At 60.0% G+C, this 20,181-nt stretch carries 22 protein-coding genes; 16 read left to right on the top strand and 6 right to left on the bottom strand.

The window, feature by feature from the left end:
- Nucleotides 1-74: 74 nt before the first annotated feature.
- From eutB to NCT03_RS19240, 8 genes are all read left to right on the top strand, one after another.
- On the top strand, nucleotides 75-1,043 hold the full coding sequence (eutB, locus tag NCT03_RS19275; RefSeq protein WP_250493515.1) for a hydroxyectoine utilization dehydratase EutB: 969 nt from the start codon (nucleotides 75-77) through the stop codon (nucleotides 1,041-1,043).
- Nucleotides 1,043-2,056, top strand: coding sequence for a cyclodeaminase (locus NCT03_RS19270; RefSeq protein WP_250493514.1), 1,014 nt, complete (start codon nucleotides 1,043-1,045; stop codon nucleotides 2,054-2,056). Before eutB ends, NCT03_RS19270 begins: the two co-directional genes overlap by 1 nt.
- Before the next feature lie 11 nt (nucleotides 2,057-2,067).
- Nucleotides 2,068-3,285, top strand: a complete 1,218-nt coding sequence (gene doeA, locus NCT03_RS19265; protein ID WP_250493513.1) for an ectoine hydrolase DoeA — start codon at nucleotides 2,068-2,070, stop codon at nucleotides 3,283-3,285.
- Between the two features lie 4 nt (nucleotides 3,286-3,289).
- Complete coding sequence (doeB, locus tag NCT03_RS19260; RefSeq protein ID WP_250493512.1) at nucleotides 3,290-4,312, top strand: N(2)-acetyl-L-2,4-diaminobutanoate deacetylase DoeB; 1,023 nt, start codon at nucleotides 3,290-3,292, stop codon at nucleotides 4,310-4,312.
- A 1-nt stretch (nucleotide 4,313) separates the two neighbouring features.
- Nucleotides 4,314-4,790: an Lrp/AsnC family transcriptional regulator gene (locus NCT03_RS19255; RefSeq protein ID WP_250493511.1), complete on the top strand. Its 477-nt coding sequence runs from the start codon at nucleotides 4,314-4,316 to the stop codon at nucleotides 4,788-4,790.
- A gap of 130 nt (nucleotides 4,791-4,920) precedes the next feature.
- A complete protein-coding gene (locus NCT03_RS19250) occupies nucleotides 4,921-6,399 on the top strand; it encodes an NAD-dependent succinate-semialdehyde dehydrogenase (RefSeq protein WP_250493510.1) in 1,479 nt (492 codons plus the stop codon).
- Between the two features lie 45 nt (nucleotides 6,400-6,444).
- Complete coding sequence (locus NCT03_RS19245) at nucleotides 6,445-7,854, top strand: aspartate aminotransferase family protein (protein WP_250493509.1); 1,410 nt, start codon at nucleotides 6,445-6,447, stop codon at nucleotides 7,852-7,854.
- A 64-nt stretch (nucleotides 7,855-7,918) separates the two neighbouring features.
- Nucleotides 7,919-8,215, top strand: a complete 297-nt coding sequence (locus NCT03_RS19240; RefSeq protein ID WP_250493508.1) for a hypothetical protein — start codon at nucleotides 7,919-7,921, stop codon at nucleotides 8,213-8,215.
- 63 nt (nucleotides 8,216-8,278) lie between these two features.
- On the opposite strand, the gene pqqA is transcribed toward NCT03_RS19240, so the two are convergent.
- Nucleotides 8,279-8,353 carry a pyrroloquinoline quinone precursor peptide PqqA gene (gene pqqA, locus NCT03_RS19235; RefSeq protein ID WP_008353049.1) on the bottom strand — a complete coding sequence of 25 codons (75 nt, stop codon included), beginning with the start codon at nucleotides 8,351-8,353 and terminating at the stop codon, nucleotides 8,279-8,281.
- 503 nt (nucleotides 8,354-8,856) lie between these two features.
- On the opposite strand from pqqA, the gene NCT03_RS19230 reads away from it, so the two are divergent.
- Nucleotides 8,857-9,093 carry a hypothetical protein gene (locus NCT03_RS19230; protein ID WP_250493507.1) on the top strand — a complete coding sequence of 79 codons (237 nt, stop codon included), beginning with the start codon at nucleotides 8,857-8,859 and terminating at the stop codon, nucleotides 9,091-9,093.
- A gap of 15 nt (nucleotides 9,094-9,108) precedes the next feature.
- On the opposite strand, the gene NCT03_RS19225 is transcribed toward NCT03_RS19230, so the two are convergent.
- Both NCT03_RS19225 and NCT03_RS19220 read right to left on the bottom strand, forming a co-directional pair.
- On the bottom strand, nucleotides 9,109-12,012 hold the full coding sequence (locus NCT03_RS19225; protein WP_250493506.1) for a bifunctional diguanylate cyclase/phosphodiesterase: 2,904 nt from the start codon (nucleotides 12,010-12,012) through the stop codon (nucleotides 9,109-9,111).
- 172 nt (nucleotides 12,013-12,184) lie between these two features.
- Complete coding sequence (locus NCT03_RS19220) at nucleotides 12,185-13,174, bottom strand: GlxA family transcriptional regulator (RefSeq protein WP_244829468.1); 990 nt, start codon at nucleotides 13,172-13,174, stop codon at nucleotides 12,185-12,187.
- 115 nt (nucleotides 13,175-13,289) lie between these two features.
- Here NCT03_RS19220 and NCT03_RS19215 point away from each other — a divergent pair, with 115 nt between their 5' ends.
- A complete protein-coding gene (locus NCT03_RS19215) occupies nucleotides 13,290-13,979 on the top strand; it encodes a DJ-1/PfpI family protein (protein ID WP_250493505.1) in 690 nt (229 codons plus the stop codon).
- A gap of 45 nt (nucleotides 13,980-14,024) precedes the next feature.
- Here NCT03_RS19215 and NCT03_RS19210 read toward each other — a convergent pair whose 3' ends face one another.
- Both NCT03_RS19210 and NCT03_RS19205 read right to left on the bottom strand, forming a co-directional pair.
- Nucleotides 14,025-14,456, bottom strand: a complete 432-nt coding sequence (locus NCT03_RS19210) for a GNAT family N-acetyltransferase (protein ID WP_250493504.1) — start codon at nucleotides 14,454-14,456, stop codon at nucleotides 14,025-14,027.
- Nucleotides 14,456-15,196 carry an ABC transporter substrate-binding protein gene (locus NCT03_RS19205; RefSeq protein ID WP_250493503.1) on the bottom strand — a complete coding sequence of 247 codons (741 nt, stop codon included), beginning with the start codon at nucleotides 15,194-15,196 and terminating at the stop codon, nucleotides 14,456-14,458. Before NCT03_RS19205 ends, NCT03_RS19210 begins: the two co-directional genes overlap by 1 nt.
- Before the next feature lie 100 nt (nucleotides 15,197-15,296).
- Here NCT03_RS19205 and NCT03_RS19200 point away from each other — a divergent pair, with 100 nt between their 5' ends.
- The 6 genes from NCT03_RS19200 to NCT03_RS19175 all read left to right on the top strand — a co-directional run bounded on the left by NCT03_RS19200 (nucleotide 15,297) and on the right by NCT03_RS19175 (nucleotide 19,530).
- On the top strand, nucleotides 15,297-15,809 hold the full coding sequence (locus NCT03_RS19200; RefSeq protein WP_250493502.1) for a cupin domain-containing protein: 513 nt from the start codon (nucleotides 15,297-15,299) through the stop codon (nucleotides 15,807-15,809).
- A 46-nt stretch (nucleotides 15,810-15,855) separates the two neighbouring features.
- Nucleotides 15,856-16,149: a hypothetical protein gene (locus tag NCT03_RS19195; RefSeq protein ID WP_250493501.1), complete on the top strand. Its 294-nt coding sequence runs from the start codon at nucleotides 15,856-15,858 to the stop codon at nucleotides 16,147-16,149.
- 59 nt (nucleotides 16,150-16,208) lie between these two features.
- Nucleotides 16,209-17,063: an oxidoreductase gene (locus NCT03_RS19190; protein ID WP_250493500.1), complete on the top strand. Its 855-nt coding sequence runs from the start codon at nucleotides 16,209-16,211 to the stop codon at nucleotides 17,061-17,063.
- Between the two features lie 98 nt (nucleotides 17,064-17,161).
- On the top strand, nucleotides 17,162-17,506 hold the full coding sequence (locus NCT03_RS19185; protein WP_244829475.1) for a response regulator: 345 nt from the start codon (nucleotides 17,162-17,164) through the stop codon (nucleotides 17,504-17,506).
- Between the two features lie 176 nt (nucleotides 17,507-17,682).
- Nucleotides 17,683-19,323 carry an FAD-dependent oxidoreductase gene (locus NCT03_RS19180; protein ID WP_250493499.1) on the top strand — a complete coding sequence of 547 codons (1,641 nt, stop codon included), beginning with the start codon at nucleotides 17,683-17,685 and terminating at the stop codon, nucleotides 19,321-19,323.
- A gap of 6 nt (nucleotides 19,324-19,329) precedes the next feature.
- A complete protein-coding gene (locus NCT03_RS19175; protein WP_250493498.1) occupies nucleotides 19,330-19,530 on the top strand; it encodes a DUF2783 domain-containing protein in 201 nt (66 codons plus the stop codon).
- On the opposite strand, the gene mobB is transcribed toward NCT03_RS19175, so the two are convergent.
- The gene (gene mobB, locus NCT03_RS19170; RefSeq protein ID WP_250493497.1) at nucleotides 19,527-20,036 is read right to left on the bottom strand and encodes a molybdopterin-guanine dinucleotide biosynthesis protein B; all 510 of its coding nucleotides are present in this window, start codon (nucleotides 20,034-20,036) and stop codon (nucleotides 19,527-19,529) included. The two genes, NCT03_RS19175 and mobB, sit on opposite strands and share 4 nt — an antisense overlap.
- Nucleotides 20,037-20,181 lie beyond the last annotated feature (145 nt).

Here is a 20,181-nt window from a genome sequence, read left to right as displayed (position 1 = left end):
ACTAGGACAATTCAAAACGATTTTTTAGGACATTAGACTCGGTTGCATCGACACTTGCTCAATGCAATCGCGCCATGTCCGCACTCACGCTCGACGATGTTTATCGCGCACGCCAACGCATCGAAGGGCGTGTGCTCGTCACGCCGCTCGTGCAGTCGGCGACACTCTCGCGCGTTGTAGACGCACCTGTCTACCTCAAACTCGAAACGCTTCAGCCTACCGGCAGCTTCAAGTTGCGCGGCGCGACCAACGCATTGGCGCAACTCGCGGAAGCAGGGTGCAAGCGTGTCGTGACGGCATCGACGGGTAATCATGGCCGTGCGATCGCGCATGCGGCGCGCGCGCTGGGAATCGAGGCCGCAGTGTGCATGTCATCGCTTGTGCCAGCGAACAAGGTGGATGCGGTCGCGGCGCTCGGCGCGCGCGTCGTGATTGCAGGCAAGAGCCAGGACGATGCACAAGTCGAAGCGCAGCGCCTGGTGCGCGAAGAAGGCTATGCGTTCGTACCGCCTTTCGACGATGCGCGCGTCATTGCGGGGCAGAGCACCATTGGTCTGGAGATTATCGAAGCGCTTCCCGACGCATCCGCTATCGTCGTGCCCCTGTCGGGCGGCGGTCTTTTCAGCGGCGTGGCATTCGCGGCAAAAGGCATGAGGCCAGGCATCGAAATGATCGGCGTATCCATGCAACGCGGCGCCGCCATGCATGCGAGCCTCGAGGCGGGCAAACCCGTTCTCGTCGATGAACTCGAAACGCTGGCGGATTCGCTCGGCGGCGGCATTGGTCTCGACAACCAGCATACGTTCGCGATGACACGTGAATTGATCGATCGCATGGTGCTCCTCGATGAGCGTTCGATTGCTCGCGGCATTGCACATGCGTATAGCGAAGAGCGGCTCGTAGTGGAGGGCGCAGCGGCCGTTGGCATCGCAGCTGTGCTGGATGGTGCCATCAGGCCGCGAGAAGGTGGGCCAGTGGTTATCGTCGTGAGCGGTTGCAACATCGATATCGATACGCACCGCCGCCTGATTGGAGCGCTTTGATGACGTCTTCAATCGATCGTTCTACCATCTTGCTAGGCGAAGCGGAGCTGCGCGAACTCGTGCCGCTCGACCTCGATGCGATCGCACAGATCGAAGCTGCCTTCCGTTCGCTTGCGACAGAAGCGGTGGCGATGCCGCCGATTCTTCGCCTCGACATTCCCGAACACGCTGGCGAAGTCGACGTAAAAACCGCTTATTTGCCGGGTCTTCTGAGTTTTGCGATCAAGGTCAGTCCTGGCTTCTTCAACAATCCCTCTCTGGGTTTGCCGAGCTTGAACGGTCTCATGCTCGTGCTTTCGGCGCGCACGGGACTGACGCAAGCCGTGCTGCTCGACAACGGCTATCTCACGGCGGTACGCACGGCGGCAGCGGGTGCTGTCGCCGCACGCTGGCTCGCAAGACATGACGCCAAACGCGTGGCGATCATCGGTGCGGGCGAACAGGCGCGCCTTCAACTCAAAGCGTTGCGACTGGTACGCGACATCGATCACGTGACCGTGTGGGCCCGCGAAGGCGAGCGCGCGTTGCACTACGCACGCGATTGTGAAGCGGCGGGCCTTGAATGGGCTGTCGCCGATAGCGTGAGCCACGCGCTCAGGCATGCGGATATCGCCATCACCACGACACCTAGCCGCGAGCCGTTGATTCACGCCCGCGATCTTCATGCGGGCTTGCATATCACCGCGATGGGTTCGGATGCCGAGCACAAGAACGAGATTGCGCCAGACGTGTTCAAGGCGGCGCGCTACGTGTGCGACCGCTTGCAGCAAACGCGCGTGCTTGGCGAACTGCATCACGCGATAAGCGCAGGGGTTATCGCCGCCGATGCATCGTTCGCCGAATTGGGACAGATCATCGCGCAGCAAGTGCAAGGCCGCATGAGCGATGACGACATCACCGTATGCGATCTCACCGGCACCGGCGCGCAGGACACGGCCATTGCAGCACTTGCGCTTGCAAGAGCACGCGCGACGCGTGCAGGAAGCATCTTTCACAACGATGTGACGCTTTGACAGAGGGGACGATGTCCGAAATCAAGCAAGAGAAGCGAGGCGGAGCGCCGGTCGTGCGCTTGCCGTTCGATCGCGGCGAGTACGACGCGCGCATGGCGAAGACACGACGCGCAATGGAGAAAGCAGGTATCGACCTGATGATCGTGACGGACCCGACCAACATGGCATGGCTCACCGGTTACGACGGCTGGTCATTCTATGTGCATCAATGCGTGCTGCTTGCCATGGATGGCGAGCCGGTATGGTTCGGTCGCGGGCAAGATGCGAACGGCGCGAAGCGCACGGTGTTCATGGCGCACGAGAATATCGTCGGATATCCGGATCACTACGTGCAGTCTGAGGTTCGTCATCCGATGGACTATCTCTCGATTGAAGTCATCGTCGCGCGCGGATGGGACAAGAAGCATATCGGTGTGGAGATGGACAATTACTACTTCAGTGCGAAGGCGTATGCGTCGCTCGTTCGGCACTTGCCCAACGCGAAGTTCAAGGACGCGACCGCGCTCGTCAATTGGCAGCGTGCGGTGAAATCGCCGCGCGAGATCGAATACATGCGTGTGGCGGCGCGCATTGTCGAGAAGATGCACGCGCGCATTCTCGACAAGGTCGAGCCAGGCATGAGGAAGTGCGACCTCGTCGCGCAAATCTATGACGCCGGCATCACGGGTGTCGAAGGTTATGGCGGCGACTATCCGGCTATCGTGCCGCTCTTGCCTACTGGCTCGGATGCAGCGGCGCCGCATCTCACATGGGACGACTCCGCGTTCACTGCGAATGCAGGGACGTTTTTCGAAATCGCCGGTTGTTTCAAGCGCTATCACTGTCCGCAATCGCGCACGGTTTATCTCGGCAAACCGCCGCAGCATTTCATCGATGCCGAGAAGGCGGTAGTCGAAGGCATTGAAGCAGGACTCGCCGCTGCGAAGCCGGGCAACAAGACCGAGGACATCGCCAATGCGTTCTTCGCGGTGCTGCGCAGGTCGGGTATCGAGAAGGATAGCCGCTGCGGTTATCCCATCGGCGCGAGCTATCCACCTGACTGGGGCGAGCGCACCATGAGCTTGCGGCCGGGGGACAAGACGGTCCTCGAACCCGGCATGACGTTTCATTTCATGCCGGGACTATGGCTCGATGACTGGGGTCTCGAGATCACGGAAAGCATCCTGATTACCAATACCGGCGTCGAGACTTTCTGCAATACGCCTCGCAAATTGTTCGTGAAGGAGTAGTACGATGCGCGCGTCACCGATCAGTCCGACCGTCGACTTCGAAGCCGACGGCGAACAACACGGCTTCCTGAAGCTGCCGTATTCGCGCAACGATTCGGCGTGGGGTGCGGTAATGATTCCGGTCACGGTCATCAAGCGCGGCGACGGACCGACCGTGTTGCTCACGGGCGGCAATCACGGTGACGAGTATGAAGGGCCGATCGCGTTGTCAAAGCTCGCATCGACGTTGAAGGCCGGCGATATCAATGGCCGCTTGATCGTGGTGCCGTTCATGAATTACCCGGCGTTTCGCGCGGGTACGCGCACGTCGCCCATCGACGCGGGTAATCTCAATCGCAGCTTTCCGGGCCATCCCGATGGCACGGTGACGCAGAAGATAGCCGATTACTTTCAGCGTCATTTGCTGCCCTTGGCGGACTACGTTCTCGACATTCATGCAGGCGGGCGTACGCTTGATTTTCTTCCGTTCGCGGCGACTCACGTGTTGGCGGATGCGCGGCAACAGGCTCGCTGCGAAGCCGCCATGCGCGCGTTCGGCGCACCTTATTCAATGCGCATGCTCGAACTCGATAGCGTCGGTTTATACGACAGCGCAGCCGAAGAGGCGGGCAAGGTGTTCGTCTCCACCGAACTTGGTGGCGGCGGTTCATCCACTGCTGCTAGCGTCGCCATCGCGGAACGCGGCGTGTATGGCTTCCTCGCCCATGCGGGCATCATCGACAAAGAAAGCGTGATTGGCGAAGCGCGCACGACCACGCTGCTCGATATGCCCGATGGCGCGTGCTATACGACGAGCGAACACGCGGGCTTGCTGGAGATGTGCCGCGATCTTGGCGACATGGTGGCCGAGGGCGATGTGCTTGCGCGTGTTCATGACATCACGCGCTCTGGCGCGACGCCGGTCGAATATCGCGCAAAGCGTGCGGGACTGCTTGCGGCAAGGCACTTTCCTGGCCTCGTACAGACAGGTGACACGGTGGCTGTCGTGGCCGACATCATCGAACGCAACATACCGGTGACGATCTGACTTGACCAAACTCGACCGATACGATGTGGCTATCTTGCGCATCCTCGCAGGCGACGGACGCATTACGAAGTCGCGTCTGGCGGAGAAGGTGAACCTGTCGATCTCACCTGCATGGGAGCGTGTGAAGCGGCTCGAAGAAAGCGGGATAGTAAAGGGATATCGGGCGAATATCGACTGGACGTCGGCGTTCAAGGGAAGCCGTATCGTCGTGGAAGTTACGCTCTCGCGGCATACCGCGTCAGACATGAGACGCTTCGAAGACCGCGTGCAACAAGCGTCCGAGATCGTGCAGTGCGTGGCGACAGGTGGTGGTGTCGATTACGTGCTGCATGTAGTCGCGCGGGACATAGACCACTATCAGCGCTTCATCGACTCGTTGCTGGTCGAGGAACTCGGCATCGAAAAGTACTTCACGTATATCGTGACCAAGGTCATCAAGGACGATTGCGGTGGTCCGCCCGAGTGGGCGCAAGTTTGAGTCGCGAACATCGAAACAGAAAAAACACCAGGCGTGGCAAGCGATAACGAAAAATTCCGCGACTGCATGAGCTTAAAGTGACTCCATCGAATCAGAGTCAAGAGCGAATCAATCGATAGGAGCGAACATCATGCTGTTAGGACATCCGGTTCTCTTCAAGTCGCTGTGCTATGTGGACGGCCGTTGGGTACATAGCAACAATGCCGCGTCGATCCCGGTGGTCAATCCCGCCGACCAGCACGTCATCGGGCATGTGCCGATGCTCGAACGCGAACAGGTCGTCAGCGCCGTCGGAGCCGCCGACCGCGCGCTTCAAGCTTGGCGCTGGACACCCCAGCAAAAGCGCAGCGCGTTTCTCATGCGCTGGCATGAACTGATCTTGCGTCATCAGTCTGACCTCGCCGGCATTTTGTCGCTGGAGCAAGGCAAGCCGCTCGCCGAAGCGAAGGGCGAGATCGCATATGCCGCGAGCTTTATCGAATGGTTCGCCGACGAAGCAAAACGCCTTGCAGGACGCACCATTCCAACGCATATCGATGGCGCGCATCTCGGCACGGTCATGGAGCCAGTCGGCGTTGCGGCGCTCATCACGCCATGGAATTTTCCCGTGGCGATGATCACGCGCAAAGCCGCGGCCGCTATCGCGTCGGGCTGCACGGTTGTCATCAAGCCTGCGCACGAAACACCTTTTTCAGCGATGGCGCTTGCACAACTCGCGGAAGAGGCGGGCTTTCCCGCAGGCGTGTTCAACGTCGTGATCGGCGAGCCGCAGATGACCATGGAAGCGCTCGTGAGCGACACTCGCGTGCGTGCGGTGAGCTTCACCGGTTCGACGCGCGTTGGAGGTCTCGTGGCAAAGGCCGTGGCGCAGGCAGGCATCAAGAAGCTTGCACTCGAGCTTGGCGGCAATGCGCCGTTCATCGTGACCGAGGACGCAGATCTCGAACATTCGGTGCGCGTTGCGATTGGGGCAAAGTTTCAGACATCGGGTCAGGATTGTTGCGCCGCGAATCGCATCTTCGTGGCGCGACCCTTGTACGAAGCGTTCGTGCAACGTTATACCGAAGCGGTCAAGGCACTGAAGGTAGGCAGCGCGTTCGAAGCGAATGTCGATGTCGGTCCGCTCATGCATCAGGCCGCTTTCGATGCGACCGTTGCGCGTATCGAAGACGCAAAGGCGCAAGGCGCGCGCATCACTGTCGGCGGCAACGCGCATGAGCTCGGTGGATGGTTCTATGAGCCGACCGTTGTCGCGGATGCTAGAGCTGGCATGCGTATCTACGATGAAGAGAACTTCGCGCCCATCTCCGCGATCTCTCCGTTCGATACGCTCGACGAAGCCGTGACACGCGCCAACGATACGGAATACGGCCTTGCCGCCTATATCTGCGCCACGCGCATCGACACGATCTTTCAATTGGTGCGACGGCTCGACTTCGCAATGGTCTCGGTGAACGGCGTCAAGTTCACGGGCGCGCCCATTCCCTTTGGCGGCATGAAGGCATCGGGTCTCGGCCGCGAAGGTGGCGCAGAGGGCTTCGAACCCTTCGTCGAAACGAAATATTTTTGCTTAGGGAATCTGGGTCTGCCGCTTTCGAGCGCAGCCTGATTCAACCCACGTTAAGAACACGCATAGCGCTTCAAGGAGAAGCACATGAGCCAGCAACAGCAATCGATTGAACACTTGTTCGCGGAAGATCGCGCGCATTTCATGCATCCGTCCACGCACGCGCACGATCATGCAAGCGGTGCGTTGCCGGGCAAGATCGTGACGGGCGCCAAGGGCATTCGTATCGAAGATCATCAGGGCCGGACTTATATCGATGCATTCGCAGGACTGTATTGCGTGAACATCGGCTACGGTCGAACCGAAGTGGCCGAAGCCATTTATGAGCAGGCAAAGAAGCTCGCTTACTATCACACTTATGTCGGCCACTCGACCGATGCGATCATCGAGTTGTCGTCGCGCATCATCGCGTGGTCACCGGAAGGCATGAAGAAGGTGTACTACGGCATGTCCGGGTCCGATGCCAACGAAACGCAGGTCAAGATCGTCTGGTACTACAACAACGTACTGGGTCGCCCGAACAAGAAGAAGATCATCTCGCGCGAACGGGGCTATCATGGCTCGGGTATCGTCACGGGCAGCCTCACTGGCTTGCCGAGCTTTCATCAGCACTTCGACTTGCCGATCGATCGTGTGAAGCATACGGTTTGTCCGCATTGGTATCGAAAGGCACCGGCTGGTATGAGTGAAGCGCAGTTCACCGCATACTGCGTGGAAGAACTCGAGAAGCTGATCGCGAAGGAAGGCGCGGATACCATCGCTGCGTTCATCGCCGAACCGGTCATGGGCACGGGCGGCATCATCGCGCCGCCGGAAGGTTACTGGGATGCTATCCAGCAAGTGCTCAGGAAGCACGACATCCTCTTGATCTCCGATGAAGTCGTGTGCGGCTTCGGACGTCTCGGCTCGAAGATGGGCGCGCAGCATTACGGCATCAAGCCGGATCTCATCACCGTGGCTAAGGGCCTCACGAGCGCTTATGCGCCGCTGTCGGGCGTGATCGTGGGCGAACGTGTATGGGATGTGATCGACAAGGGCTCACGAGAGCATGGTCCGATGGGACACGGTTGGACCTATTCGGGTCATCCCATTTGCGCGGCTGCTGCACTGGCCAACCTCGACATTCTCGAACGTGAAAACCTCACGCAGAATGCGGCGGAAACGGGTGCTTATCTGCATGCGCAGCTTCACGCGGCATTCGATTCGCATCCGTTAGTGGGCGAAGTGCGTGGCGCGGGTATGCTTGCCGCGCTCGAATTCATGGCCGATAAAGACGAGCGCAAACCTTTCGATGCGGCGCTCAAGGTCGGGCCGAAGGTATCGGCAGCGGCTCTGGAGCGCGGTGTGATTGCGCGAGCCATGCCGCACGGCGATATTCTCGGCTTTGCGCCACCGCTCGTCACAACGCGTGCCGAAGTCGATGAGATAGTCGGCATCGTCAAGCAGGCGGTCGACGCGGTGGCTAATGACGTGATCGGATCGACTGTCGCGAGCTGAGGTTCGAAGTGGAATGCGCGTTGCTCGTGTTGTTGGCACCGACAGCCTTTAACGGGAGCAAGCAATGACGATTAACGACAGCGAACATAAGAGCACGGATAAGCCGCTTGGCGATGCTGGCAGCGGAGCAAGCGGTGGCGGTTCTATCGGCAATCTGCCGGGTCCCGGTTCAGCGACAGGAGGCGATCCAAAGCAAGGAGTGCGTCAGCCTAATGCGGGAGAGATCGAGCCTGAAAACAGGCGGCTTGACGAAGATCCGCATCAAACGGCGGAAGTGCCTTTGGGTTCAGGCAGCCGACCTGAACCGGCAGGAAAGGGTGGACTTGGTCCACAAAAAAGCGAAGGTGACGGTGCAACGTAGCACGAGTCGCTCAAGCCTTGAAAAGAAAGCGGCCGCTTTGTGCGGCCGTTTTCTGCTTGGCGATTAACGCGTGGCGATGTACATCGTAATTTCAAAGCCAAAGCGCATATCGGTAAAGCTAGGGGTTTCCCATTTCATAAAGCCTCCTTTTGCAAGAGCGGCCAAGCGGTTGCAAGACCGATGCGCGGTTCTAAGCTTGGTTTAGCGCCGGCCGAATCCGCGCCCAAAATTCGACGCGCTTTAATCCTAACGCGTCTTAGGCGTCTGCAGCATTGGAAATTGCCCGCAAGATCATTTAATTTATTAATAGCGGTCTTGGCCGGTTTCCCGAATCGTCAGGGGATGTACCTACTTCGTCAGGGTCCATGGCGGAATTCTGTTCCAGCGCTTCTCCGGGACGAGGGATTACCCTGTCTGCCTCGGACGGCTCGATTTCGTTCAGACGATTGCCGCCGGGTGTACGCGGCTCTTCATGCAGGCCGTTATTTGCTCGCGCGGATGTCATTACGGTTTCCTTAAGTCGCCTTGTCATTCGATGAACCAGGCCGATAAATTAGCAACCGTTGTACCTAAGGCCAGCGTGCGCCAGGCGCACTTGATGCTAGTCGATTGATATGTCTATCCACTCGAAGGAGCGAAGCATGTTAATCGAAGCGGACCGTATTTCCGATCTCGAAGTGAAAGTCGAAGACACGTTGTACGTGTTCGACACGAAGGATCGCGCTGACGCGTTCATGCAGTGCCTTGGCAACGACTCGTTGCAGACGTGCACCACTAATCATGCGCCTGTATCGATGCGCGCTGTGACGACCGACACCGGCGTGCCGGAAGGTGAACCGGGCAGCATCATCTCGCCCTCGCTTGGCGGCATGCCCTGATCCAATGCTCAAGAATCAGAGAATGGCGCTTGAAGTAGTGCGTGGCGCAAGCGCGCTGCGCGTCAGCGACTCTAGTGGCAAAGGCTTGTCGAAGAAGTAGCCTTGCGCCTGCGCTGCACCCATGTCGCGTAGTACTGCAAGCGTGGCCGCGTCCTCGACGCCTTCGGCCACAAGCGTGAGATCGAGCGACTCGGCCATTCGCACGATAGCTCGCACGATCGCGCGACTACGAGGGCTTTCGGTCAGTTCGAGAATGAACGACTTGTCGATCTTGAGGCCGCTGAACTGATACTGATGCACATAGCTCAGGGACGAAAAGCCCGCGCCGAAGTCATCCAGTACGACGGACATGCCGTTATCCGCGAGTCTTTGCATGGTGCGGCGCGCAAGATCCGGCTCGGCTACGAGCGCGCCTTCCGTCAGTTCGAGACATACACGCGATGGCGACACGCGATAACGCCTGAGCAGCGCAAGGACATCGTCGGCGAACTCGGGGCGCGTCATGCTATAGCTCGAACAATTGACATGCACGGGCGGCCAGTGCGCAAAGCTGGCATTGGAAAGTATCGCGGCGACGCGTTCCAGCATGTATAAATCGAGTCGACCGATGAGACGCAGCCCTTCCACGGCAGGCAGAAATTCGCCGGGTGCCACGATACGTCCATCGGGTTGGCGCCAGCGAATCAACGCTTCGAGCGCGACCACTTGGCCACTCCCTACATCGACGATAGGCTGAAAATACGGCAGCAACTCGTCGTCGCGCTTGATCGCGTTACGCAGTGCGCCCTCGCGTTCGACCTGATCGGAGACCTGTCGGCGCAGCTCTTGATTGAACACGACGAAGCTGTCGCGACCCGCGTTCTTGACGCGATACATCGCGGTATCGGCATCGCGCAAAAGATCGGCGGGCTCGGTATGAAACTGCGTGTCCGCGCTCACGATGCCAATGCTGCACGAAGAAAACACCACATGTTCTTCGATATGAAACGGCAGATCGAAAGCCGCGAGGATGCGCTTGGCAATCGCCACCGCGTCGCGTACCGGCGCCTTGGGCGACAGCACTGCGAATTCGTCGCCGCCCAAGCGCGCGAGCAGATCGGTGGAGCGCAGACAATCGCGCAGACGCGCGGCTGCCTGCACCAGCAGCATGTCGCCGAAATGATGACCCAGGCTGTCGTTCACCACCTTGAAGCGATCGAGGTCGATGAACATCACCGAGAGCTCATCGCCGCGTGTCTGGTAGTCGTGCCATGCACCACGCAGCCGATGCATCAGATGACTGCGGTTGGGCAGGCCGGTCAATGCATCGTGCGAATTCTCGTACAGCAGACGCGCGTTCACATCGTCGAGTTCACGCGTACGGGCCTGCACACGGGCTTCGAGGTCGAGGTTGGCTGCATGCAATGCTTCGGCATCGCGGCGGCGCGAGAGGGCGGTATCGATATGGCGCGATACGAAGGTCAGCAACTCCTGATCGCGCTGCGAATAGCGCACGAGCGGCGAGTAACTTTGCACCGCGAGCACGCCGCGCACGACATCGCCATCGAACAGCGGAATGCCGAGCCACGAGCGCAGGCGCACGTCGTCGTGATCGGTTTCGAACGCCCCTTCCGCGATGAGACGCAGCGCTTCCTGATGATCGATGAGACGCGCGCGGCGTTCGCGAATCACGTACTCGGTGAGCCCACGCTGGCCGCGACGTGGCTCGGGCCGTTCCTGCACGATCTCATCGACGTAGTAGGGAAACGAGACTTCGCATGTTTCGGTTTCGAAGAGCGCCACATAGAAATTGCGCGCGTAGAGCAGCTCGCCGACGATGCCATGCAGACTGCGAAAGAACTCCATCATGTCGCCGGGCCGGCTCGACAATTCCGCGATCTGATAGAGCGCTGCTTGCAGATGTTCGGAACGCTCGCGCTCGGCAATGCCATGTCGCAAAGCAGCGTTGAGCTTCGACAATTCGGAGGTGCGGCGGGCGACCTGTTCTTCCAGATCCGCGCGATGCAGGATACGGTCGAGCGCCATCGCGACGTGACGCGCCACGACTAAAAACAGCGCGCGGTCCTCGGCGGTGTACATGCGCGAGACGTCATAGACCTGCATGGCCAGCATGCCGAAGACTTCGTCGGACGCATTCTTGAGCGGCGCGCCCATCCAGAACTCGGGGCGATCGCCGATGCAATAGAAACGCTCCGCGCGTTCGGCGGCGCAGATGTCGGCTGCGGTCACGAAGAGCGGCTGCTCGCTCGTGAGCACTTGCCCTGTCATCGAAAGACGCTTGGGATCGAGAATGTCGTAGTTCTCGGCGGCGACCACGTCCGTGTCGATCACATCGACGTAATACGGATAGGTGATCTTGCCGGTCTTGCGGTCGTAGAGCGCGAGGTAGAAGTTCTCGGCGTCGATGAGCGTGCCGAGACGCTCGTGCACGCAACGCAGAAAGTCCGCGCGCTCGGGCACCGAACTGGCGAGATACGCGATCTCATACAACACGCGTTGCGTGAGTTGCGCGCGCGCGAGGACATCGGCCTGCACGCGTTCACCAAGTGCGCGCGCGAGTTCAGCGAGATGTGTATTGTCGCTGTATGCCACCGGCGCGAGCAGCCAGCCGAGCACGCTTTCGCCGCGGCCGGTCGGCCATGCATGCCAGCCGTGCGCGGCGCAGGCTTTCGCGAGGCGGTCCTCAGCGATGTCGCTTGGCCACGCTGGTATGCAAAATTCATTGCCCTGGCGTTCAAGATGCAATTGCTCCCCCGCGCGATACCAAGCCCATGTGTTGGGGCAAGCGGACGCGGCAGTGTCCCGCAGCAAGGCGTCGATGGACGGTGCGATGTTCGCCGGCGCGGCATCGTCGGTCACGTCTTCCTGTGCGGCCTGAGCCGCCTGCAGTGGCGCGTTATACGCGGAAAACACACTCATCGGCGCTCCAGGCCCTCAGGCCGCCTCGTCGGACGGTTGGTTAAGCAAAGCGGCTCGCGCACGGTTGCCCGAAGCGCCTCATGCAATCGCTCTTACTCTGGTATCGGCAGCGAGCATACAGCCTTGAGCATGGATGACAAAAAAAGCAGCAGGATTGGCTTTTGCATGCACTTTATGCCGATACCGCCGCGCGGGCAAAGCGTTCGCGGTAAGTCTGAGGCGCAACCCCGAGTGCGCGCACGAAGCCGCGTCGCATGGTTTCTTCCGAACCGAAGCCGCAGCGTGCCGCAATGCGCTTGACCGGCAGGTCCGTGTCGCCCAGCATACGGCGCGCGGCTTCCAGCCGCATTTGTTCGATGGCGCGAGCAGGCGTTGCGCCGGTCTGCGCCCGGTAATGACGCACGAAGCTGCGCTCGCTCATGCCGACGCGCGCCGCCAGCGTTCCGATGGATAGATTGCATGCAAGATTCTCCGCGATCCACGCATGCAATTCGCCGAAGCGTTCGCCCGAGTCCTTCTGCAGCGAAAGCGCGGCGCTGAACTGCGCCTGCCCGCCGGGGCGCTTCAGAAACACGACGAGATGACGCGCGACATCGAGCGCGAGCGCGCGTCCGAGATCATCTTCGACGAGCGCAAGCGCCAGGTCGATTCCCGCTGTCACGCCTGCGGAGGTCCAGAGATCGCCGTCGCGGATGAAGATGGGATCGGATTCGACCCGCACCGCCGGAAAGCGGCTCGCCAGTTCGGCGCAGCGCGTCCAGTGCGTGACGGCGCGGCGTTCGTCCAGCAGGCCGGTCGCCGCAAGCAGAAAGGCGCCGGTACACACCGATGCCGTGCGGCGCGCATGAGCGGACCGCGCGCGCACCCAGTCGACCAGCGTGCGGTCGCGCAGCGCTTCATGCACGCCCCAGCCGCCCGCGATGACGAGCGTGTCGCACGGCTCGCGCGCATCGGGCAGCGCTTCGCCGATCAGCCCAAGTCCCGCCGATGCTGTCACCGTGCCGCCCGGCGCGACGACTCTTGCGCGATAAGGGCGTGGCATGCCGGCCTCGCGCGCCAGTTCGTTCGCGGACGCGAACACCTGCAAGGGACCGGCGACATCGAGCAACTGAACGTCGGGAAAGGCGAGTATATCGATGATGCGTGGCTTCGGCGATGACATGATAGCTAGGGCGCTTGGCGTAAAAGGTGGGGCGATCGACCATCTCGCCATAGCGTAGCGGCGTAGGATGCATTCGTCCACCTTCATTCTTCAACCTGCCACGAGAGAGAAAGCGATGACCCTTCACATCGGCCTGCTGCTTTTCCCGCGCGTTCAACAACTCGACCTCACCGGTCCGTACGAGGTCTTTGCGCATCTGTCGGACGCTAAAGTGCATCTTGTATGCAAAACGCTTGCGCCTGTTCCTTCCAGTACAGGGATGCAACTCGCACCCGACACATCGTTCGCGGAATGCCCCACGCTCGACGTGCTCTGTGTTCCCGGAGGCGAAGGCGTCGGCGCTCTGATGGAAGACGAGGAAACGCTTGCGTTCATCCGCCAGCAGGCGAAGGGCGCTCGCTTCATCACTTCGGTATGCACCGGTTCACTCGTTCTCGGCGCGGCCGGTTTGCTGCGCGGCAAGCGTGCGACGACGCATTGGGCTTTTCACGAACTGCTGGGCGAATTCGATGCGACGCCCGTGCACGCCCGCGTGGTGCGCGACGGCGCCTTGTTCACGGGCGGTGGAATCACGGCGGGCATCGACTTCGCGCTGACGCTCGCGGCTGAACTCGTCGGCGAGCACGAGGCGCAGGCCATTCAACTGCAAATGGAGTACGCGCCCGCGCCGCCGTTCGATGCCGGCGATCCGAATCACGCGCCTGCCGCCGTAGTGGCGGACGTGCGGGAGCGCTCGGCGGCTTCGCTTGCAAAGCGCAGGGCGATCACGAAGCGCGCGGTGCATCGGCTCGGATTGAATGCATGATGCAAAATGCCGGGATGCCGCATTTTGAATGCCAAATGCCGGTATTCAGAACCGCTTTTGCATGAAGTACCGCGCACGTCCTGCATGGAAATCCGCGAGCTCGCCGAAGACTTCGAAACCGTGGCGAGCATAGAGATCGCGGGCTACGGGATTGAGCGTATCGAGCCACGCGGCGCGGCAGCCGCGCTTGCGTGCCTCGACTTCGGCGGCGTCGAGCGCGTGAGCGCCAAGTCCGCGACCGCGCGCATCTTCGCGAACCCAGAGCCATTTGACGAAAAGCCATTCCCACGCGGTATAGCCCGCGAGGCCGCCTACAAAGTCGTCGCCTTGATAAAGCGAAACGGCCAAGTCGCGATGATCGCTTGGTCCGAGTTGACCGGTATTGAACGCGGCGAGACCGCCTGCCACATCGGCCTCGAACGATGCGTCGATCCAGTCGGTCACGGATACCGTCACTTGGATACGCTCGCCCTGCATCAAAGCTGCTCCGGCGGCGCAAGCGAGACGCCGGTAATGCCGTGTCGCGCGAACGCATCCCGAATAAAGCCCGACCGTTTGATGTCCTCGATGAAGTCGCGAAGATACTGCGTGGCCGCATCGCCGCGAGTCTTCGGCAAGCCCATTGCCTGCCTGATCACCATGAAGCGCCCGTCGATCAGCCGTACCCCGGGCGTGCGAGCGGCGTCGGCCTCGAGTTGCTGCTTCACGCCCGCGGCGACCTCGATCCCGTCGCGCAGAAAAGTGTCGACCACCGCCTCCGACAGTCCAGTGCGCACGAGTTGAGCATGCTGCAACTCGCGCGTCAGGAAGAGGTCGTATGCGCTCCCTTTGCCCACCATGATGCGATTGCCCTCGCGATCCACATCCTCGATGCGAGAAAGCGGCGAGTCGTTGCGCACCAGATAGCACCCTTCGATCAACACATACGGTGCAGTGAACGCAATGCCCGCGCCACGCAGCGGATCGATCGCGAAGAAGCCGACATCGGCCTGTTCCGCCGTCACCGTCTCCACCGATTGCGCGGCGTTGGGAAAGGAATTGAATGCAATCTCGACGCCGAGCCGCGCGGCCAGTTCGCGGGCAATATCCACGGAGACGCCGCTGGGTTCGCTGCTCGCCGAATCGCGATGCACGAGCACGGGGTTTCCAAGGTTGAGCGCCGCGCGAAGCGTGCCGGTTGGAGCAAGAGCGTTTTTCGTGGTCGCGGTTAGCGTCATGGTTTTCCTTCGATGAGAGACGTTGGCATCTTGCGTTCTGCATGCAAACCGATCCGATGCAGAATACGCGATGCGCCAACCATCTGGCAAAGGAGAACGCATGCAGATACCCCGCATAGACAGTCGCGAGTTGATCGATCGCCTCAAGCTCGAACCGCATCCCGAGGGCGGCTACTTTCGTGAGACCTATCGCGCGAATTCAGGAGTCACGCGCAAGGGCGAGGACAATCTCCGTGCGGCATCGACAGCCATCTATTTCCTCCTTTGCGATGGCGCTTACTCCGCCTGGCACCGTATTCGGTCGGATGAAGTCTGGCATTTCTATGCGGGTGACTCGATCGATGTCCATGTGCTCCATTCGAACGGAGAACTGCTGACGCATCGACTCGGCAATGCGCTTGAAGATCCGCAGGCGGCGTTTCAGGCGATCGTCAACGCGGGTGACTGGTTTGCCGCCGAATGCCATGAACCAGGCGGTGCCGCGCTCGTCGGCTGCACGGTGGCGCCAGGGTTCGAGTTCAGCGAGTTCGAATTGGCCGCGCCCGGCGCGCTCGGGGCGCGTTATCCACGGCATCGCCAGTTGATCGAGCGGCTGGAGCCTAAGCGTCTGTGAGCCAAATGAAAGTCAGGCGCGCGGTTTGCTGTGAAACGGCTAAGAAATGAAAAGCTACTTAGCAAACGAGCAAACCGAAAGCGCCATGGACGATTCCCTTATCCGCCTGCGGGCGAAGATTGCAAGGCAAATCGCCGAGCGAGAAGCAACCCTACAACCGATGCGCGACTACGCAGTTCTTGGAGGCAACGCCACCCCCGAACGAACTTACTGCCCCGTTACCCTCGCGGCATTGGAGCAAGACCTTTGCGGCTGGAAGCGCATGGCCGCAAAATTGGAGACGACTGTTTTGTTCGAGCCGCGCGAACATCGCGCGTTACGCATGCCGCGTCTGCGTTAAGCAAGCGTCGGCCTTTGCGGTCAAAATGATTAGCGAAACGCTAACCACGGAGACCCACAATGTCAGCATCGAAGCAAGACACGCCTGTCTGGTTCATCACCGGCTGTTCCACCGGCTTTGGCCGTGAACTCGCATCCGCTGTGCTTGCGCGCGGCTGGCGTGCTGTCGTCGCCGCTCGCGATCCCGCCCGCGTCGCCGACATCGTCGAGCCTGCAGGCGATAGAGCCATTGCGGTTCGGCTCGACGTCACGCACCCGGACGACATCACCGCTTCGGTAAAAGCGGCGCACGAAGCGTTCGGTCAGATCGACGTATTGGTCAATAATGCCGGCTTTGGCTATTTGGCCGCAGTCGAGGAAGGCGAGGACGACGAGGTGCGCGCGATGTTCGAAACCAATTTCTTCGGCGCGGCTGCAATGATTCGCGCGGTACTGCCAGGCATGCGGGAGCGTCGCGCGGGGCACGTGGTCAACATCACATCCGTGGGCGGCCTGGTTGGTAATCCGGGCAGCGGGTATTACGCTGCGACCAAGTTTGCGCTCGAAGGCCTCGGCGAAGCGCTCGCGCGCGAGACCAAAGGCCTTGGCATCAAGGTCACGGCCGTCGAACCGGGACCTTTCCGCACGGATTGGGCGGGCCGCTCGCTTAAGCAGACCCAGCGTTCGATTGACGATTACGATGCCGTCGCCGGTCGCCGTCGCGCGGGGATTGCCGAGCTTAGCGGCAGACAAGCGGGCGATCCGGTGCGCGCGGTGCAGGTCATCATCGAAGCCGTGGAAGCTAAAAATCCGCCCGCGCATCTCGTGCTTGGCAATATTGGGCTTCAAGCCGTGCGGGCCAAGCTTGCAGCGCTTAACGCGGATATCGATACCTGGCAAGAACGCAGCGCCTGGAGCGACAACCCGCTCGATTAAAAGCATCAGCTTCGAACCTCAGGCCCGCTTATTGCGCTATTGCTTATTGCGTTCGATCTTCGACGCTTGTGCTATTTACGCTTCGGGAAAAATCCATCATGCGCGTGCTTTTCGTTGAAGATGACGTTGGTCTTTGCGACGCTTTCAGCGCGCTTGCCCGCGCCTCCGGGCATATCGCAGATGTCGCATACGATGGACACCGGGCGCTTGAACTCGCGTCGGAAAATCGCTACGACACGATATTTATCGACATAGGTCTGCCGGATTTCGATGGTCGCGATCTTTGCAGACGGTTGCGTGCTGCCGGGCCGAGCCAGCTTGCTTGCGTCGTCGCGGTAACGGGTGACGACCGGCACCGTGACAGCGAGCAGGAACAATTCGACGGCTACTACCTTAAGCCCTTCACTGAAGAAGGGTTTATGGCGGTCCTAGCGGCTTGCTAGGAAAGCAATTAAAGAGGCGACGGAAACGTCCGTTCATTAGAACGGACGTTCTTTTTTGTGCTTAAGGAAATACAAGAAAACATAGCCGCACAGAAAAGTCCGTTTGTACAATGCCCTTAACGGAGATTTGAGGTCTGCCCAAAGAGGCAATAGCAGGGAGACAACCCAAAAACGACATGGTCCGCTTTGCTTACAAGCGAGCACCTGAACACGACACCGCCGAGTCCCCGGTCTATCCGGTGGTCGTGACCGGCGCGGGGCCGGTCGGTCTTGCGACTGCAATCGATCTCGCGCAACACGGCGTTGGTACCGTGCTCGTCGATAGCGACGACACCGTATCGGCCGGTTCGCGCGCCATTTGTTTTGCGAAGCGCACGCTTGAAATCTTCGAACGTCTCGGCTGCGTCGACGAGATGATCGAAAAAGGTGTGCGCTGGAATGTCGGGAAGGTGTTCCTGCATGACGATCTGATTTATGCATTCGACTTGCTGCCCGAAGCAGGCCATGCGCATCCCGCGTTCATCAATCTCCAGCAATATTACGTCGAGCGCTATCTCGTCGAACGCGCGGCACAACTCGATAACTTGCATATGCGCTGGAAGAGCCGAGTAGTCGGTGTAACGCAGCATCGGGATCATGTCGAACTGCAAGTGGATACGCCCGATGGACGATACGCCTTACGTACACGCTATGTCGTAGCGGCCGACGGCTCACGCAGCTTCATTCGTCAGGCTCTCGATCTCGATAGTCACGGCCGGGTATTCAAGGACCGCTTTCTCATTGCGGACGTCAAGATGAAAGCGCCGTTTCCGGCGGAACGCTGGTTCTGGTTCGATCCACCGTTCCATCGCAACCAGTCTGTGCTGCTGCATCGCCAGCCGGACAACGTATGGCGCATCGACTTTCAGCTCGGCTGGGAAGCTGACCCTGTCACGGAAAAAGCACCCGAACGTGTCATTCCGCGCGTCAAGGCACTGCTTGGCGAAGACGCGGAATTCGAACTCGAATGGGTGAGCATCTATACGTTTGCATGTCAGCGCATGGAGCATTTCAGGCACGGTCGAATTCTGTTCGCAGGCGATGCGGCGCACGGCGTCTCACCTTTCGGCGCGCGCGGCGCGAATAGCGGTGTGCAAGATGCAGACAATCTCGCATGGAAGCTCAGTCTCGTCGTTCATGGCGACGCTCCGCCCGCTTTACTCGACACGTATGCATCCGAACGGGAATACGCCGCGGATGAAAACATTCGTCATTCCACGCGATCGACCGATTTCATCACGCCGAAGAGTACGGCCTCGCGTCTCTTTCGGGACGCGGTGTTGAAGCTATCGAAGGACTGTGCTTTTGCGCGACGCCTCGTCAATAGCGGGCGACTCTCGGTGCCGACCGTGCTGCAAGACTCGCCGCTCAATACGCCCGATCAGCCCGATGACAGCTTCGCATGTTCGATGACGCCAGGGACGGCATGCGTGGATGCGCCCATACGCGTAAATGGCCGCGCTGCATGGCTCTTGCAACAAACGCATGGCAAAGGCTTCATAGGAATCTACTTCTGCGGCAGCGATGACGGGGAGGAAGTGCGCAGGGCTCTTTTACAGAGGCTAACGTCGTTTCGTCTATTGCTGGTTGCGCCGAAGGGCATGGCCGCGTCGTCCGAAGATATCGAAGACGTCGATGGCATCGTGGCGCATCGATTCGATGCTCGCCCCGGCACGTTCTACTTGTTGCGCCCCGACCAGCACGTATGCGCGCGCTGGCGTGCGTTCAACGCCGATGCGATATTTAACGCCGTACAACGCGCTACTTGCAATGGATAAGCCAGCATGAAGCTCAAGCTCGAAGCCAATCTTGCCGATCCGGATGCGTTCTATGAGCGGCTCATCGGCACACACGATGGACTAAGCGACGAAGAAAGCCACATGCTCAACGCCAAGCTCGTGCTGCTTCTCGCGAATCATATTGGCGATGACGATGTAATCGGAGAAGCATTGGACATCGCGCGCAACGGCGTCAAAGCAGATTAAACGGCAATGCGCAGTGTCTCGCAGATAAAGGCGCCAATGCGGTCTAGATCGTCTAGCCGCAGCAGAGGCAGCGCGCTGTCGACCGCCGAGGCATCGTCGGTTGCAATGGCAAGAATTGCGACGTCGGTCTTATAAAGCGGCTCCCGGCCAACCGATGGCCGAACCACCTCCAGTCGCGGAATGGCTTCGCGTGCAAATCCTTCGACAATCGTGAGGTCCGCATGTGTCAGCCGCGCAGCGAGTTCCGTAAGCGAAGGCTCGTTCCCCTCGCGCAACTCGCGCACGATTGCATAGCGGTAAGGCGATGCAATCACCACTTCGCCCGCGCCTGCACGCCTGAAGCGCGCGCTGTCTTTGCCTGGCGGTTCGAGTTCGATTGAATGATGACTGTGCTTGATGACGTTGACTACAAGACCGCGTGCCCGAAACCAGGGCAACAACGCCTCGATCAGCGTGGTCTTGCCCTGACCCGAGCGGCCCGAGATACCGAAGAGCGGCGCATTCATGCGATAGATCGTCTCAAGGAAAAATGCTAGATCGATCGAAGGAGTTTAACGGTTCATTAGCAGCCAGGGAGAATTCGCGCTATCGTCGTGCATTGCGTTTGGCGGCGCCCCACGGTTCGCGTCATGGCCCCGTCAAGCATTAGCG

The organism is Caballeronia sp. GAWG1-1 (genome assembly GCF_023631465.1).
Taxonomy (GTDB): Bacteria; Pseudomonadota; Gammaproteobacteria; order Burkholderiales; family Burkholderiaceae; genus Caballeronia.
Note: the sequence above shows the minus strand (reverse complement) of the source record. Positions and strands in the feature narration are given on the sequence as shown.

Excerpts from the sequence above, each read along its gene's own strand:
- NCT03_RS19175 (WP_250493498.1), top strand. The coding sequence starts at position 19,330 with ATGAAGCTCAAGCTCGAAGCCAATCTTGCCGATCCGGATGCGTTCTAT.
- NCT03_RS19270 (WP_250493514.1), top strand. The coding sequence starts at position 1,043 with ATGACGTCTTCAATCGATCGTTCTACCATCTTGCTAGGCGAAGCGGAG.
- NCT03_RS19250 (WP_250493510.1), top strand. The coding sequence starts at position 4,921 with ATGCTGTTAGGACATCCGGTTCTCTTCAAGTCGCTGTGCTATGTGGAC.
- NCT03_RS19230 (WP_250493507.1), top strand. The coding sequence starts at position 8,857 with ATGTTAATCGAAGCGGACCGTATTTCCGATCTCGAAGTGAAAGTCGAA.
- NCT03_RS19205 (WP_250493503.1), bottom strand. The coding sequence starts at position 15,196 with ATGACGCTAACCGCGACCACGAAAAACGCTCTTGCTCCAACCGGCACG.
- NCT03_RS19240 (WP_250493508.1), top strand. The coding sequence starts at position 7,919 with ATGACGATTAACGACAGCGAACATAAGAGCACGGATAAGCCGCTTGGC.
- NCT03_RS19200 (WP_250493502.1), top strand. The coding sequence starts at position 15,297 with ATGCAGATACCCCGCATAGACAGTCGCGAGTTGATCGATCGCCTCAAG.
- mobB (WP_250493497.1), bottom strand. The coding sequence starts at position 20,036 with ATGAATGCGCCGCTCTTCGGTATCTCGGGCCGCTCGGGTCAGGGCAAG.
- NCT03_RS19245 (WP_250493509.1), top strand. The coding sequence starts at position 6,445 with ATGAGCCAGCAACAGCAATCGATTGAACACTTGTTCGCGGAAGATCGC.
- eutB (WP_250493515.1), top strand. The coding sequence starts at position 75 with ATGTCCGCACTCACGCTCGACGATGTTTATCGCGCACGCCAACGCATC.
- NCT03_RS19190 (WP_250493500.1), top strand. The coding sequence starts at position 16,209 with ATGTCAGCATCGAAGCAAGACACGCCTGTCTGGTTCATCACCGGCTGT.
- NCT03_RS19215 (WP_250493505.1), top strand. The coding sequence starts at position 13,290 with ATGACCCTTCACATCGGCCTGCTGCTTTTCCCGCGCGTTCAACAACTC.
- NCT03_RS19180 (WP_250493499.1), top strand. The coding sequence starts at position 17,683 with ATGGTCCGCTTTGCTTACAAGCGAGCACCTGAACACGACACCGCCGAG.
- doeA (WP_250493513.1), top strand. The coding sequence starts at position 2,068 with ATGTCCGAAATCAAGCAAGAGAAGCGAGGCGGAGCGCCGGTCGTGCGC.
- NCT03_RS19210 (WP_250493504.1), bottom strand. The coding sequence starts at position 14,456 with ATGCAGGGCGAGCGTATCCAAGTGACGGTATCCGTGACCGACTGGATC.
- doeB (WP_250493512.1), top strand. The coding sequence starts at position 3,290 with ATGCGCGCGTCACCGATCAGTCCGACCGTCGACTTCGAAGCCGACGGC.
- NCT03_RS19185 (WP_244829475.1), top strand. The coding sequence starts at position 17,162 with ATGCGCGTGCTTTTCGTTGAAGATGACGTTGGTCTTTGCGACGCTTTC.
- NCT03_RS19195 (WP_250493501.1), top strand. The coding sequence starts at position 15,856 with ATGAAAAGCTACTTAGCAAACGAGCAAACCGAAAGCGCCATGGACGAT.
- NCT03_RS19225 (WP_250493506.1), bottom strand. The coding sequence starts at position 12,012 with ATGAGTGTGTTTTCCGCGTATAACGCGCCACTGCAGGCGGCTCAGGCC.
- NCT03_RS19220 (WP_244829468.1), bottom strand. The coding sequence starts at position 13,174 with ATGTCATCGCCGAAGCCACGCATCATCGATATACTCGCCTTTCCCGAC.